We start from the raw sequence: 13,287 nt of genomic DNA, 5'->3' as shown, positions 1-13,287 counted from the left end.
GTCAAACCTGTTGCTTGTACTTATTTTGCGGGCAGCAAAACGGAGCCCTTCATGTCTTCTCGTCGTCATGTCGTTCGTGACATCTCGTATGCGCATTCCGCCGAAACCAAGGGGGGGCGGTTGGTCATCAGGCTGATGGAGAACACCACGGGACGGTTGCGTCTGATCAAACGGGCCGACGGATACGAACAAGAAGTCGCAAAGGGTCGGGATTTTTGGTCGGTCATGGTCGATCGCTATGGATTGACCTTGGATGTCGTTGGTGGCGCACTGGCGAGTATCCCCAGGGAAGGTCCGCTTATCCTGATTGCAAACCATCCATATGGAATTCTGGATGGGCTGATGATGGGGCATATATTGTCCCAGACCCGTGGTGATTTCCGGATTCTCGCAAATCGCGTTTTCCGCAAGGCCGAAGACCTGAACCGTATCGTTTTGCCTGTTTCGTTTGATGAAACCAAAGAAGCGGTAAAACTGAACCTGGATACGCGGAAGACCGCATTGAATTACCTTGGCGATGGCGGCGCGATCGGGATTTTCCCTGGGGGTACGGTCAGCACTGGCGTTAATCCGTTCGCGCATCCCATGGATCCGGGTTGGCGCGGTTTCACAGCCCGAATGGTGGCCAAGTCCAATGCCACCGTCGTTCCGGTGTTCTTCGACGGGCACACGTCACGTCTGTTCCAGATTGCAAGCCATATGCACAACACCCTGCGTATGGGGTTGCTGATCAAAGAGTTCAAAAAGCGTGTCGATACTCCGGTCAAAGTGGTGATTGGCACGCCTATCGGGCGCGACATTCTGGATCCGCTGGGCAAGGATACGCGCAAGATGATGGATTTCCTGCGCAAAGCGACGTATGAGCTGTCTCCGACACCGCTGAAGTCTTATGACTATGGCTATGAATTTGAGGAACGGCATCGCGCCTGAAGGGGCTAATGGCAGTAGGTATCTTTGATTCCGGATTGGGCGGTCTTACCGTCCTGAGCGCCGCGCAGACACGTCTGCCTGACGTTGATTTCCTGTATTACGCGGACAGCGCGCATGCCCCTTACGGTGTGCGCGATGCCGAGGACATCTATCAGCTGACCCGAAAGGCCGTGCAGGACCTTTGGGATCGTGGCTGCAACTTGGTGATTCTGGCCTGCAACACCGCCAGCGCGGCGGCGCTGCGCCGGATGCAGGAAGAGGGCGTGCCCGAAGGCAAACGTGTGCTTGGTGTCTTTGTTCCCTTGATCGAGGCCCTGACCGAACGGCAATGGGGCGACAATTCCCCCCCACGCGAAGTGGCGGTCAAGCATGTCGCCTTGTTCGCCACGCCAGCCACTGTATCCAGCCGGGCCTTTCAGCGCGAGCTGGCGTTCCGGGCAATTGGCGTGGATGTCGAGGCGCAGGCATGTGGTGGCGTCGTGGATGCCATTGAAGACGGTGACATGATCCTGGCCGAGGCGCTGGTGCGCAGCCATGTGGAAGCCCTCAAGCGCAAGATGCCTGAACCGCAGGCGGCCATTCTGGGCTGTACGCATTACCCGCTTATGGCTGACGTGTTTCAGGCGGCATTGGGACCTGACGTGCAGGTCTATAGCCAGGGGGAACTGGTTGCGGAAAGCCTTGCGGATTATCTCCATCGCCACCCCAACATGCTGGGTAACGGCCCGGGAGGGTTCCTGACGACGGGGAAACCCAATGTGGTGAGCGACCGGGCGACACAGTTCCTCCGACGACAAATCACATTCGAGGCCGCCTGACTTCGGTCAAGGACGCGGCCGCTCTGCTTTCATTAATTCAAGACCGTCGCATCGGCGGTCGTAACATGTGACACACGTTGAGAAGAGGTCTGACATGACCCATAAAATCGCAATTCTGGGCGCTTCGGGTTATACCGGTGCGGAACTGGTGCGGCTGATCGCCGAACACCCCAACATGGAAATCGCCGCGCTGGCCGCCGAACGCAAGGCGGGGATGACCATGGCGCAGGTTTTCCCGCATCTGCGCCACATGGATCTGCCGGACCTGTGCAAGATTTCCGAGATCGATTTTTCCCGGATCGATCTGTGCTTTTGTGCCCTTCCGCACAAGACAAGCCAGGAAGTGATCAGTGCTCTGCCCAAGGATCTGAAGATCATCGATCTGTCTGCTGACTTCCGGCTAACCGACCCGGATGAATATGAAAAGTGGTACGGAAACCCGCATACCGCGCTCGAGCAGCAGGAAGAGGCCGTTTATGGCCTGACCGAGTTTTATCGCGACGAAATCCGGGGCGCGCGGCTGGTGGCGGGCACAGGGTGCAACGCGGCAACCGGTCAATACGTTCTGAGGCCGCTTGTTTCTGCGGGGGTGATTGATCTGGACGATATCGTGCTGGATCTGAAATGCGCAGTATCCGGGGCAGGGCGGTCGCTGAAGGAAAACCTGCTGCACGCCGAACTGAGCGAGGGCACCAACGCCTATGCCGTAGGCGGCACCCACAGGCATCTGGGCGAGTTCGATCAGGAGTTTTCCAAGCTGGCCGGTCGTACGGTTTATGTGCAGTTCACTCCTCACCTGATCCCTGCAAACCGGGGCATTCTGGCCACCACCTACGTGAAAGGTGACCCGAATAGCATCTATGAAACGCTTGCAAAGGCTTATGCGGATGAGCCTTTCATTCAGATGCTGCCGATGGGCGAGACACCGTCGACCCACCACGTGCGCGGGTCCAACTTCTGTCATATCGGGGTTGTGGCAGACCGGATCGAACGGCGCGCGATCGTGATCGCGGCGCTGGATAACCTGACAAAAGGTAGCAGTGGCCAAGCCTTGCAGAACGCCAATCTGATGTTAGGTGAGACTGAAACCCGGGGCCTGATGATGGCACCGTTATTTCCGTGAGGACGGTATGAAAACGCTCAAGAAACGTCGCCGAGTACAAGTCATTCTGGTAGCTGTCGTTGCCTTGGTGGCATCGACGGCGTTGATTGGTTACGCCATGCGCGACGGGATCAACTTTTTCCGCTCGCCAAGCCAGGTGATTGCCGAACCACCCAAGCCGACCGAGGTCTTTCGGATCGGCGGCCTGGTCGAAGAAGGTTCAATCATCCGTGGGCAGGGCGAAACCGTACATTTTGTCGTCACCGACGGCGGCGAAAGCGTCAAGGTTTCTTTCACCGGGGTTCTGCCTGATCTGTTTTCGGAAAATCAGGGCATGGTCGGCACCGGACGTTACGTGAACGGCGTCTTTGAAGCCACTGAAATTCTGGCCAAACATGACGAAACCTATATGCCGAAGGAAGTCGTGGACGCGTTGAAAGAGCAGGGCGTGTACAAAGAGGCTGAAGAAAGCTGACCTGACCCACATTCGTGTTGAGGGCGTTGCGCGCGGGATGCGGGCAGCGCCCTTGGTCGTTCAGGCTTGTTAATTCTTTTTCGGGATCGTCAGCGCCATTCAACCAAATGAGGGCGCTATGCAAACGGTTCGGCAGATTGCCAATGAAATTGTGCGCCGGGAAGGCGGGTACGTGAATGACCCGGACGATCCGGGCGGGGCAACCAAGTTCGGTGTCACGATCCACACGATGCGCAGGCTTGGGCTGGATCTGACGGGGGATGGGCTGGTTGACGTGGCGGATGTCCGGGCGCTTACTCAGCGCGAGGCGGTCGATATCTTTGTTCAGCACTACTTTGAAAAGCCACGCATCGCGCTGTTGCCGGATGTTCTGCATGCCCCTGTCTTCGACATGTATGTCAATGCCGGTGCGCAAGCAGTTATAATCCTGCAACGGCTTTTGCGTGATATGGGGTTTGACGTGGTGGCAGATGGCGTGATCGGCGCGCAAACGGCGCAGGCGTGCGAAGACGCGGCCCAACCAGATCCCAACGCGTTGCGCGATGCCTACGGCGTGGCGCGGCGGAACTATTACTTTCGGCTGGCCGACAAACGCCCGGCATCCAGAAAATACGCGTGCACCCGATCCGGTGGCAAAGGAGGCTGGATCAAACGGGCCGAAGAGTTTCTGTCGCCACGCTATCGTCTGACGGAAAGTGAATTCAAGGAAAGGGTTGCGGCATGGGGTTGATCTCGGGGGTATTGGCGCTGCTGTTCGGGGGCGGTCGCAACGCTGTGCGTGAGACGGTTGAAATATACCGGGAAAACGCCGAGTCCCGTGCCGAGCGCGCGACAGAGTTGCAAAGTCAGGCAATGACGCAGTTCGGCCGAGAGTTCGCGGTTCCTCAAAAAGGCCTGTTCGACCGCGTCATGGATGGCGTGAACCGGTTGCCGCGCCCGGCCTTGGCGCTTGGAACGCTGGGATTGTTTGTTGCCGCGATGGTGGATCCGCTGTGGTTCGCTGAACGCATGCAGGGCATTGCGCTGGTGCCGGAACCTCTTTGGTGGTTGCTGGGCGTGATTGTCTCTTTTTATTTTGGCGCGCGCCATCAGAGCAAAATGCAGGATTTTCAGCGGGATATAGGCGCAGCCATGCAGCGGTTGCCGACGGTCATGGGGAACATAGAAACGGTGCGGGCCATGCGCAGCGACAGCCCGGGCGTCGCCGACCCCGGCCCCGATGCCAACCTGATACAGAACGCCTCGCGTCCTGATGCGAATCCAGCATTGACCGATTGGCGCAAGCTTCGGGGGCTTTGACCCGCGACACTATGTGCCCCCGGATCATGCGAAAGTTAATGGCCCCCGGTTCGGCCTCGCAGTATATTCCGGGGCATGATTACAGAGCTTGGCCACTTCGCCCTCATCCTCGCCTTTTTCGTCGCCATCGTGCAAAGCGTGGTGCCTCTGATCGGTGCGTCAAAAAACTGGACCGGCTGGATGGCTTTTGCCGAGCCTGCTGCCATCGTCCAGTTTCTGCTGACTGCATTTTCCTTCGGTGCGCTGATCTGGGCTTTCATCGTGTCGGACTTTTCGCTGCGGATCGTGGTCGAAAACAGTCATTCGGCCAAGCCGATGATCTACAAGATCAGCGGGACGTGGGGAAACCACGAAGGATCGATGCTGCTCTGGGTGCTGATTGTCACGCTGTTCGGAGCGATGGCGGCGTTCTTTGGGGGCGGGTTGCCCCCAAGCCTGAAGGCGCGTGTGCTTGCGGTTCAATCTGCCATTGCCGTGGCGTTTTTTGCTTTCATTTTGTTTACCTCGAACCCGTTTGACCGGCTGGCAATTGCGCCGTTTGACGGGCGGGATCTGAACCCGCTGTTGCAAGATCCCGGTTTGGCCTTCCACCCGCCATTCCTGTATCTTGGCTATGTGGGGCTGAGCATGGCGTTCAGTTTTGCCATCGCCGCGCTGATCGAAGGGCGTATCGATGCGGCGTGGGGCCGCTGGGTTCGCCCATGGACGCTGGCCGCCTGGGTGTTTTTGACAATCGGCATCGCACTGGGGTCCTGGTGGGCCTATTACGAGCTGGGCTGGGGCGGTTTTTGGTTCTGGGATCCGGTTGAGAACGCTTCTTTCATGCCGTGGCTCCTGGCGGCAGCGCTGCTGCATTCGGCAATCGTTGTTGAAAAGCGCGAGGCGCTGAAAAGCTGGACCATCCTGCTGGCAATCATTGCCTTCGGGTTTTCGCTGATCGGAACATTCATCGTTCGTTCGGGGCTGCTGACCTCGGTTCACGCCTTTGCCAATGACCCGGAACGCGGGGTGTTCATCCTGTTCATTCTGGTGGTTTTCATCGGCGGGGCGCTGACTTTGTTTGCCGCGCGGGCGCAGGCGATGGAGGCCAAGGGTGTTTTCGGCATGGTCAGCCGCGAAAGCGCGCTGATCGTAAACAACGTCCTGCTGGCGGTCAGTTGTTTCGTGGTCTTTGTCGGTACCATGTGGCCGATGGTGGCCGAGATGATGTTTGATCGCAAACTCTCGGTCGGGGCGCCGTTTTTCAACGCTGCATTCTCTCCATTCATGGTTCTGCTGGGATTGATCCTTCCCATCGGGGCCATGTTGCCGTGGAAACGCGGGCGGATTGGAAAAACGGCCTGGTCGCTGCGCTATGCCTTTGGTCTGGCCCTGGCGATTGCCTTGCTGGTTTGGGCGATGCAGACCGGCCGCAGCGCTTTGGGGCCGGTGGGTCTGTTCCTTGGGACGTGGATTACATTTGGCGCCATCGTTGATCTGTGGAGCCGTACGGGGCGCAACGGCAGCCTGAAACGCTTGTTCCGCCTGCCAGGTGCGGATTGGGGTAAGGCCGTTGCTCATACCGGGCTGGGTGTTACCATCTTTGCCATTGCAGGCCTGACTGCATGGGAGGACGAGGATATTCGCGTCGCCCAACCCAACCAACCTTTCGAAGTGGGACAGTTCACGCTGACGCTGCAAGATGTCCGTCGGGTCGAGGGGCCGAACTATTTTTCCACCACGGCGGATGTCCTGGTTGAAAAGAATGGCCGCCCGATCGGGACATTGCACCCGGAAAAACGGGATTACCCTGTTGCGCGGATGCCCACGACCGAAGCGGCGATCGATTATCGTTTCCTCGGGGACCTTTACGTCGTGATCGGCGATCAACAGGCAGATGGTGGCTGGGTGATGCGAACCTATATCAAGCCGCTGGCGAATTGGATCTGGGGCGGCTGTATCCTGATGGCGCTTGGCGGTGTCCTGAGCCTGTGTGACAGGCGCTTCCGTGTGGCCGCAGGCGCAAGAAAAACCCCGGTCGGCGGAGTACCTGCGGAATGAAACGCCTTGTTCTGATTCTGATGATGCTCGCAACACCCGTCTTTGGGGTGCAGCCTGACGAAGTTCTGGACGATCCGGTTCTGGAACAGAGGGCGCGGGATCTCAGCGCCGGACTGCGTTGCCTTGTGTGCCGCAATGAGAGCATCGACGAAAGCAACGCGGATCTTGCGCGCGATCTGCGCGTGTTGTTGCGGGAACGCTTGGTGGCTGGGGATACGGACGAACAGGCGATCGCGTTTATCGTTGATAGGTATGGCGAATACGTACTTCTGAAACCGACTGCCAGCGGCTCGAACCTGTTTTTGTGGCTGGCCGGGCCAATCATGCTGTTGATCGCTGCCGCGGTTGGGTTGAACTTTCTCCGTACCCGGGCCAAGGCCCGTGCTTCGGTGGACACTGCCGCGTTGAGCGAGGACGAAAAAGAACGGCTGCGTCAAATTCTTGAAGACTGACGCGTGGTTCTGCTTTTCCCGTCCCGTCCGGGCCAGTAAGTGTGCAAAAACACATGGCGCGACGGGAGGGTTTTCATGAATTACGAAACGGTTGCTCTGGAGATTGCAGACGGTCTGGCAGTTCTGACGCTGAACAGGCCGGACAAGATGAACGCGCTGACCACCCAGATGCGGGCAGAGATTACACACGCCATGAAAGATGCAGCGATCAAGGCGCGCTGTGTCGTCATCACCGGTTCGGGCCCTGCGTTTTGTTCCGGGCAGGATCTGGGCGATGCGTCTTCGACCGGCAAGATCGATCTGGAACGGTCGCTGCGCGATGAATATGAACCGATGCTGGAGACGATCCACAATTGCCCGGTGCCCACGATTGCTGCGGTGAACGGACCGGCGGCCGGGGCAGGCGCGAACCTTGCCCTTTGTGCCGATGTGGTGATTGCCGCCGAAAGCGCCTATTTCCTACAGGCATTTGCCCGTATCGGTCTGCTTCCCGATGCCGGGGGAACATGGTTCATGCCCCGTCAGATGGGGTTGGCCAAAGCAATGGGCGCGGCCTTGTTTGCTGACAAGATCACGGCAAAGCAGGCGGATGAATGGGGCATGATCTGGGAAGCCGTGCCGGATGACGCTTTCGCCGATCATTGGCGCAAAAGGGCAGAGTATCTGGCAAAAGGCCCCACGGCCGCCTATGGCGCGATCAAGCAAGCCATTCGCGGAACGTATGAAAACACTCTGCAACAGCAGCTTGCGACCGAGGCGCACCTGCAAGGCGAATGTGGCCGTTCGAGGGACTTTGCCGAAGGTGTCGTGGCCTTCATGGAAAAACGCCCTCCGAAATTCGAAGGGCGCTGATCAGGCTGACATCATGCGCGGCGGCGGCGGCGTGTGCGACGTTCCGGTGCCGCATCGTCATCCGTCCCGTCCGAGGCGGATGTGAACGGACCCAGCGCATCAGTGATCTGATCGAGTGTCGGGCGTTCGCCACGAGGCATGGTATCCAGCGCCTCACGCATCTTGCGCAGGTGGTCGGGCATGGTTCCGCAGCACCCGCCAATGATGGTCGCGCCGGCATCCCGCGCCATGGCGGCATACTGCCCCATCAGTTCGGGCGTGCCGTCATAATGGATGTGACCATCCACGTATTTCGGAATGCCTGCATTGCCCTTCGAAATCAGCGGGCGCTCAGTCCCTTGCGCGGCAAAGCCCAGTACGGTGCGCAGAATGTCGGATGCGCCGGTGCCGCAATTGGCACCGAAAGCGATGGGAGGATTCGGCAGGGTTTCGACCAGCTGGGCCAGATCGGCCGATGTGACACCCATCATCGTGCGTCCGGCCGTGTCAAAGCTCATTGTGCCGCACCAGGGCATGTCGGTCAGGGCAAAGGCTTCGGCGGCGGCGCGAAACTCTTCGGGGGCGCTGATGGTTTCCACCCACAGAACATCCACCCCACCTTCTTTCAGCGCTTCCGCCTGTTCGTGGAACATTTCCACGGCTTCCGCGTGCGACAGGCTGCCGACCGGTTCCATGATTTCACCAGTCGGGCCGACCGAGCCTGCAACGACGACTGGTCGTCCGGCCTTGTCGGCGATTTCACGTCCCAGCTCGGCGCCGATGCGGTTCAGCTCGCCCACGCGGTTGTGCGCGTCATGCAGTTTCAGCCGTGCCGCTGTGCCGCCGAACGTGTTGGTCAGGAACAGGTCGCTGCCTGCATCAACCGACCCCTGATACAGAGCCCGGATCTTGTCCGGGGCATCCACGTTCCAGAGTTCGGGAGCGTCACCAGATTGCAGGCCCATGTTGAACAGATTCGTTCCCGTGGCACCATCGGCCAGAATGGCGTCATTGGATTCCAGAAGCTTGCTCAGCGCGTTTGTCATAGGGTTGTTCCAGGAAATGGCGCAAAAACGCCGTTAAAAAAAGAGACGCCCCGTGTCTCATGACCAAGGCGTCAAATCAAATTCATAAAACTCATGAAGATCATGAGTCGGACGCTGAAGGCTCAGTTGGTCTCGCTCAGGACCTGCGCCTTGGCTTCGGGCAGAAGCTCGGCCATTTTCGCGCGGATTTCCTCGTCCGAGGACAGGTTGCCCAGATCGCCGGAAACCTTGCGAACGACATCTTCGTGCCCGGCTTCCTCGAAGTCGGAAATCACGACCGTTTTTGCATATTCTTCGGCGTCGGCACCGGATTTACCCAGTTTTTCAGCAGCCCACAGACCCAAAAGCTTGTTGCAGCGGGCTTGTGCCTTGAACTGCATCTCTTCATCATGGGCAAACTTGGCTTCAAAGGCGTTTTCGCGTTCGTCGAACGTCGTCATAGGGCAAGGACCTCTTGGGTTATGTCTTCTTTCCTGATGATATGACTATACGACGTCCCATGCGCAAGGGATTTGCGCTGCGTCAAAGCCTCTCGGGTACATGAACTTGCGGGAAATGGGTGCTTGGACTATGAGGACGCCAACGTGAGGGGACTCAATCCCTCTGTGCAGAGTGGAAAGGTCGCTTATGGCGCGTCGCAAGAAAATCTATGAAGGCAAGGCCAAGATTCTGTACGAAGGCCCCGAACCGGGAACGATTGTCCAGTATTTCAAGGATGACGCCACTGCCTTCAACGCGGAAAAGAAGGACGTGATCGACGGCAAGGGTGTGCTCAACAACCGCCTGTCGGAGTTCTTCATGACCGGCCTGACCCAGATCGGCATTCCGAACCACTTCATTCGCCGCCTGAATATGCGTGAACAGCTGGTTCGCAACTGCGAAATCGTTCCGCTGGAAGTGATCGTGCGCAACTATGCCGCCGGATCGATGTCCAAGCGCCTGGGCATTGCAGAGGGCACGCAGCTGCCGCGCCCGATCGTCGAGTACTGCTACAAGGACGATTCGCTGGGTGATCCGTTGGTCACCGAAGAACACATCGCCGCGTTTGGCTGGGCCAGCCAGCAGGACATGGACGATATCCTCAGCCTTGCCTTGCGCGTGAACGATTTCATGAGCGGTGTGATGCTGGCGGTGGGCATTCGTCTGGTCGACTTCAAGATCGAGATCGGCCGCGTGTTTGAAGGCGATTATCAGCGCCTGATTGTTGCTGACGAAATCAGCCCCGACAGCTGCCGCCTGTGGGATATCGAAACCGGTCAGAAGCTGGACAAGGACGTGTTCCGCCGTGATTTGGGCAGTTTGACCGACGCCTATTCCGAAGTTGCACGCCGACTGGGTGTCCTGCCCAGCAACAATGTCACCAAGCCGACGCTTATCAACTAGGAACGGCCGGACTAGAATAATACCAAAGCGCCGCAACCGTGTTTGCGGCGCTTTTTCGTTCGCGGTTGAAATTGACAGTTTCTCGTTTCCCCAGCATGTTTGCCTCGGGCAGGCACAAAAGGTTCAGGATGGGTGTCAAATGGCGGAACTGTTTGATCAGACAGTATTTCTGAAGTTTCTGGCCGCCGTGCTTGCAATCTTCAATCCGCTTTACAACATCCCCATTTTCCTGAGCATGACCAAGAACTGCACTGCGGCAGAGCGGCGGCACGTTGCGGTTGTTGTCATGATCTCGGTTACCGTCATTGCGCTGACCGCTGTCGTGATCGGGGAAGAGGTGCTTGGGGTTTTTGGCATTGATGTGCCGGCTTTCCGGATTGCCGGAGGGATCATCATTTTCGGAATCGGGATGTCGATGTTGAAGGCCGAGGACCGGCCGCCGGGCGATCAGGCCGCGATGGACGACGGGCACGAGCGGAAACTGAATTTTGCGGTCGTACCGCTGGCGATACCTTTGACCATAGGGCCGGGCACGATTGCCATCACGATCGTTTTTTCGCACCAACTGTCGAACGGCGCCGAAATCGTGACGCTGGGTTCGGCGATCCTGATTGCCTGCGCGATCGTGGGGCTGGGATTGTTGTTCGCAGATCAGATCTCGCGCCTGTTGGGTGAGACAATGATCAACGTCCTGACCCGGATCATGGCCATCCTGCTGGTCGCCGTCGCGGTCGAGATGGTTCTGACTGGCACGTTCCATGCAATTGACGCGCATTACCCGGGATTGGGCAAAGAAGGCGGATAGTTGGATTGCTGCGGCAAACTGCTTTGCAAACAGGGTTGTCGAAAGCCATTTGGCGCGCTATCCCCCGCGCAACGAAATGGGCCTCGGATTGCGGCCCGCAGGTGGAGTTGCCAAAATGAAAGCACGGGTTCATGTGATGCTCAAGAACGGGGTGCTGGACCCGCAGGGCGAAGCGGTTCGGCACGCATTGGGCGCAATGGGCTTTGATCAGGTCGAAGGTGTGCGTCAGGGCAAGGTGATCGACCTTGAACTGGCCGACGGCGCGACCGAAGCAGATGTGACCGAGATGTGCGAAAAGCTTTTGGCCAACACGGTTATCGAACGCTACGAGATCGAACTGGTCTGATGGAATGCGGGCCGCGCGTCTGATCACCTACCGTCAGCCGCTTGAGGTAACGACGATCCCGGATCCCGCACCGGCGGAAGACGGCGTGGTCGTGCGGGTGCTGGCCTGCGGCGTGTGCCGGTCTGACTGGCACGCATGGTCTGGTTCGGACCCGGACGTCATCCTGCCCATGACGCCAGGGCACGAGTATTGCGGCGAGGTGGTTTCCGTCGGCGCGCGCGTCACCCGGTGGCGTGTCGGGGATCGGGTGATTGCGCCTTTCATTCTGGCCTGTGGCCGGTGTCCGGATTGTGCGCAGGGTCATCAGACGATCTGCGCGGATCAGGTTGTGCCGGGGTTCACCTGTGACGGCGCTTTTGCGGAATATGTCGCAGTGGCCCATGCTGACGCGAACCTGACATCCTTGCCGGACAGCATCGCGCCGGACATCGCGGCCGCGTTGGGTTGCCGCGTGACGACAGCGTGGCAGGCATTGGTCGGTCGGGCACAGGTTCAGGGCGGTGAATGGATTGCCGTCTTCGGCGGCGGCGGTGTCGGAATATCCACTTTGCTGCTGGGCAAGGCGCTTGGTGCACGTGTGGTAATTGTCGACATCACGGATGACAAACTGAACTATGCCAAGGCTCTGGGCGCAGATGCGGTGGTCAATGCGGCAACCAGCGATGCGCCGCAGGCGGTGAAGGATATCACCGGTGGCGGTGCCCATGTCGCGATCGAGGCGCTTGGCGTCGAAGCTACGACCGTTTCCGCTATGCGTTCCCTGCGCAAAATGGGGCGCATGGTGCAGATCGGGATGCCTGCCGGAGATCACACCCAGATGGCGTTGCCGATGGATGTGCTTTACTCTGGCCAGCTTTCTGTCTTTGGCACACGCGGAATGCCAAGCTGGCGCTATCCGTCTTTGTTGTCGCTGATCGCGGGCGGTGGAATTGACCTGAGCCCGTTGGTCACGCGAAAAATATCTCTCAACCAGGTGAGCGCCGAGCTTGCCGCCTTTGACCATCCAACCCCTCCGGGCGTTGCGGTCGTCACCGATTTTGTCTCGTAGGAGGGCCCGCCATGCGCGCAGCCGTAATCGTTTTCCCCGGATCGAACTGTGACCGAGACCTTGCGGTCGCTTTTGAGCAGGCCGGTTTTCAGGTCGACATGGTCTGGCACAAGGATGCGGCGCTGCCGGACGGTGTCGATATCGTGGGCGTTCCGGGCGGGTTTTCTTACGGTGACTATCTGCGGTGCGGTGCAATCGCTGCGCAGTCGCCGATCTGCAAGGCCGTGGTCAACCACACCGAACGCGGCGGTTATGCGGTCGGAATCTGCAACGGATTTCAGGTTCTGACGGAAACAGGTATCCTGCCGGGGGCGCTGCTGCGCAATGCCGGGCTGAAATACATCTGCAAGACTGTGGGCCTGAAAGTCGAAACCAGCGACAGCGTGTTTACCGGTGGCTATAACGCAGGCGACGTGATCGGTATTCCGATTGCGCATCACGACGGCAACTATTTCGCGGATGACGCAACGCTGGCGGCGTTGAGAGATCAGGACAGGATCGCATTCACCTATACCGAGAACCCCAACGGCTCGGTCGGTGATATCGCGGGGATCCTTTCCGAAAACCGTCGTGTTCTGGGTATGATGCCGCATCCCGAGCGTGCGGCCGATCAAGGGCATGGCGGCACCGACGGGGCGGCGCTGTTCCGCGCATTGTCAGGTGTGTTTGAAGCGGCGTGACTTGAGGTCACGCGCGCCCACGCGTAACGTCT

At 58.7% G+C, this 13,287-nt stretch carries 16 protein-coding genes; 14 read left to right on the top strand and 2 right to left on the bottom strand.

The genetic code is table 11. The features are described 5' to 3' along the window. Window positions 1-51 precede the first annotated feature (51 nt). The 9 genes from ACR0C6_RS05290 (at window position 52) to ACR0C6_RS05250 (ending at window position 7,968) form a co-directional block, all read left to right on the top strand. Window positions 52-930, top strand: a complete 879-nt coding sequence (locus ACR0C6_RS05290; protein WP_480445038.1) for a lysophospholipid acyltransferase family protein — start codon at window positions 52-54, stop codon at window positions 928-930. An 8-nt stretch (window positions 931-938) separates the two neighbouring features. Beyond that, complete coding sequence (locus ACR0C6_RS05285) at window positions 939-1,748, top strand: glutamate racemase (protein ID WP_171168294.1); 810 nt, start codon at window positions 939-941, stop codon at window positions 1,746-1,748. Between the two features lie 94 nt (window positions 1,749-1,842). Then, window positions 1,843-2,871 (top strand): N-acetyl-gamma-glutamyl-phosphate reductase, encoded by a 1,029-nt coding sequence (argC, locus tag ACR0C6_RS05280; RefSeq protein ID WP_480445040.1) that lies wholly within the window; start codon window positions 1,843-1,845, stop codon window positions 2,869-2,871. A gap of 7 nt (window positions 2,872-2,878) precedes the next feature. Next, window positions 2,879-3,325: a cytochrome c maturation protein CcmE gene (ccmE, locus tag ACR0C6_RS05275; RefSeq protein WP_171116077.1), complete on the top strand. Its 447-nt coding sequence runs from the start codon at window positions 2,879-2,881 to the stop codon at window positions 3,323-3,325. 118 nt (window positions 3,326-3,443) lie between these two features. After that, on the top strand, window positions 3,444-4,055 hold the full coding sequence (locus tag ACR0C6_RS05270; protein WP_480618544.1) for a holin-associated N-acetylmuramidase: 612 nt from the start codon (window positions 3,444-3,446) through the stop codon (window positions 4,053-4,055). Further along, on the top strand, window positions 4,046-4,624 hold the full coding sequence (locus tag ACR0C6_RS05265; RefSeq protein WP_480445042.1) for a holin family protein: 579 nt from the start codon (window positions 4,046-4,048) through the stop codon (window positions 4,622-4,624). Before ACR0C6_RS05270 ends, ACR0C6_RS05265 begins: the two co-directional genes overlap by 10 nt. Window positions 4,625-4,699: 75 nt before the next feature. Next, window positions 4,700-6,664 (top strand): heme lyase CcmF/NrfE family subunit, encoded by a 1,965-nt coding sequence (locus ACR0C6_RS05260; RefSeq protein ID WP_480618542.1) that lies wholly within the window; start codon window positions 4,700-4,702, stop codon window positions 6,662-6,664. Beyond that, window positions 6,661-7,116, top strand: coding sequence for a cytochrome c-type biogenesis protein (locus ACR0C6_RS05255; protein WP_480618541.1), 456 nt, complete (start codon window positions 6,661-6,663; stop codon window positions 7,114-7,116). Before ACR0C6_RS05260 ends, ACR0C6_RS05255 begins: the two co-directional genes overlap by 4 nt. 75 nt (window positions 7,117-7,191) lie before the next feature. Next, window positions 7,192-7,968, top strand: coding sequence for an enoyl-CoA hydratase-related protein (locus tag ACR0C6_RS05250; protein WP_480618539.1), 777 nt, complete (start codon window positions 7,192-7,194; stop codon window positions 7,966-7,968). Window positions 7,969-7,979: 11 nt separating this feature from the next. Here ACR0C6_RS05250 and bmt read toward each other — a convergent pair whose 3' ends face one another. Both bmt and ACR0C6_RS05240 read right to left on the bottom strand, forming a co-directional pair. Then, a complete protein-coding gene (bmt, locus tag ACR0C6_RS05245) occupies window positions 7,980-8,993 on the bottom strand; it encodes a betaine--homocysteine S-methyltransferase (RefSeq protein WP_480618537.1) in 1,014 nt (337 codons plus the stop codon). 122 nt (window positions 8,994-9,115) lie between these two features. Continuing rightward, a complete protein-coding gene (locus ACR0C6_RS05240) occupies window positions 9,116-9,433 on the bottom strand; it encodes a DUF1476 domain-containing protein (protein WP_152457893.1) in 318 nt (105 codons plus the stop codon). Window positions 9,434-9,620: 187 nt separating this feature from the next. Between ACR0C6_RS05240 and purC the strand changes: the two genes are divergently transcribed. From purC to purQ, 5 genes are all read left to right on the top strand, one after another. After that, window positions 9,621-10,376, top strand: coding sequence for a phosphoribosylaminoimidazolesuccinocarboxamide synthase (purC, locus tag ACR0C6_RS05235; protein WP_117869044.1), 756 nt, complete (start codon window positions 9,621-9,623; stop codon window positions 10,374-10,376). Between the two features lie 139 nt (window positions 10,377-10,515). Further along, the gene (locus tag ACR0C6_RS05230; protein ID WP_480445048.1) at window positions 10,516-11,181 is read left to right on the top strand and encodes a MarC family protein; all 666 of its coding nucleotides are present in this window, start codon (window positions 10,516-10,518) and stop codon (window positions 11,179-11,181) included. A gap of 115 nt (window positions 11,182-11,296) precedes the next feature. After that, window positions 11,297-11,527, top strand: coding sequence for a phosphoribosylformylglycinamidine synthase subunit PurS (gene purS / locus ACR0C6_RS05225; protein WP_117872765.1), 231 nt, complete (start codon window positions 11,297-11,299; stop codon window positions 11,525-11,527). Window positions 11,528-11,531: 4 nt separating this feature from the next. Then, complete coding sequence (locus tag ACR0C6_RS05220) at window positions 11,532-12,575, top strand: zinc-dependent alcohol dehydrogenase family protein (protein WP_480445050.1); 1,044 nt, start codon at window positions 11,532-11,534, stop codon at window positions 12,573-12,575. A gap of 11 nt (window positions 12,576-12,586) precedes the next feature. Next, entirely contained in the window at window positions 12,587-13,255 is a 669-nt protein-coding gene (purQ, locus tag ACR0C6_RS05215) for a phosphoribosylformylglycinamidine synthase subunit PurQ (RefSeq protein ID WP_171116059.1), read from the top strand. Window positions 13,256-13,287: the final 32 nt, after the last annotated feature.

This window comes from Ruegeria sp. AL12 (assembly GCF_056540885.1).
The sequence above is the reverse complement of the archived record's forward strand: the minus strand, read 5'-3'. Positions and strand labels throughout refer to the sequence as shown.

Excerpts from the sequence above, each read along its gene's own strand:
- ACR0C6_RS05290 (WP_480445038.1), top strand. The coding sequence starts at position 52 with ATGTCTTCTCGTCGTCATGTCGTTCGTGACATCTCGTATGCGCATTCC.
- ACR0C6_RS05285 (WP_171168294.1), top strand. The coding sequence starts at position 939 with ATGGCAGTAGGTATCTTTGATTCCGGATTGGGCGGTCTTACCGTCCTG.
- argC (WP_480445040.1), top strand. The coding sequence starts at position 1,843 with ATGACCCATAAAATCGCAATTCTGGGCGCTTCGGGTTATACCGGTGCG.
- ccmE (WP_171116077.1), top strand. The coding sequence starts at position 2,879 with ATGAAAACGCTCAAGAAACGTCGCCGAGTACAAGTCATTCTGGTAGCT.
- ACR0C6_RS05270 (WP_480618544.1), top strand. The coding sequence starts at position 3,444 with ATGCAAACGGTTCGGCAGATTGCCAATGAAATTGTGCGCCGGGAAGGC.
- ACR0C6_RS05265 (WP_480445042.1), top strand. The coding sequence starts at position 4,046 with ATGGGGTTGATCTCGGGGGTATTGGCGCTGCTGTTCGGGGGCGGTCGC.
- ACR0C6_RS05260 (WP_480618542.1), top strand. The coding sequence starts at position 4,700 with ATGATTACAGAGCTTGGCCACTTCGCCCTCATCCTCGCCTTTTTCGTC.
- ACR0C6_RS05255 (WP_480618541.1), top strand. The coding sequence starts at position 6,661 with ATGAAACGCCTTGTTCTGATTCTGATGATGCTCGCAACACCCGTCTTT.
- ACR0C6_RS05250 (WP_480618539.1), top strand. The coding sequence starts at position 7,192 with ATGAATTACGAAACGGTTGCTCTGGAGATTGCAGACGGTCTGGCAGTT.
- bmt (WP_480618537.1), bottom strand. The coding sequence starts at position 8,993 with ATGACAAACGCGCTGAGCAAGCTTCTGGAATCCAATGACGCCATTCTG.
- ACR0C6_RS05240 (WP_152457893.1), bottom strand. The coding sequence starts at position 9,433 with ATGACGACGTTCGACGAACGCGAAAACGCCTTTGAAGCCAAGTTTGCC.
- purC (WP_117869044.1), top strand. The coding sequence starts at position 9,621 with ATGGCGCGTCGCAAGAAAATCTATGAAGGCAAGGCCAAGATTCTGTAC.
- ACR0C6_RS05230 (WP_480445048.1), top strand. The coding sequence starts at position 10,516 with ATGGCGGAACTGTTTGATCAGACAGTATTTCTGAAGTTTCTGGCCGCC.
- purS (WP_117872765.1), top strand. The coding sequence starts at position 11,297 with ATGAAAGCACGGGTTCATGTGATGCTCAAGAACGGGGTGCTGGACCCG.
- ACR0C6_RS05220 (WP_480445050.1), top strand. The coding sequence starts at position 11,532 with ATGCGGGCCGCGCGTCTGATCACCTACCGTCAGCCGCTTGAGGTAACG.
- purQ (WP_171116059.1), top strand. The coding sequence starts at position 12,587 with ATGCGCGCAGCCGTAATCGTTTTCCCCGGATCGAACTGTGACCGAGAC.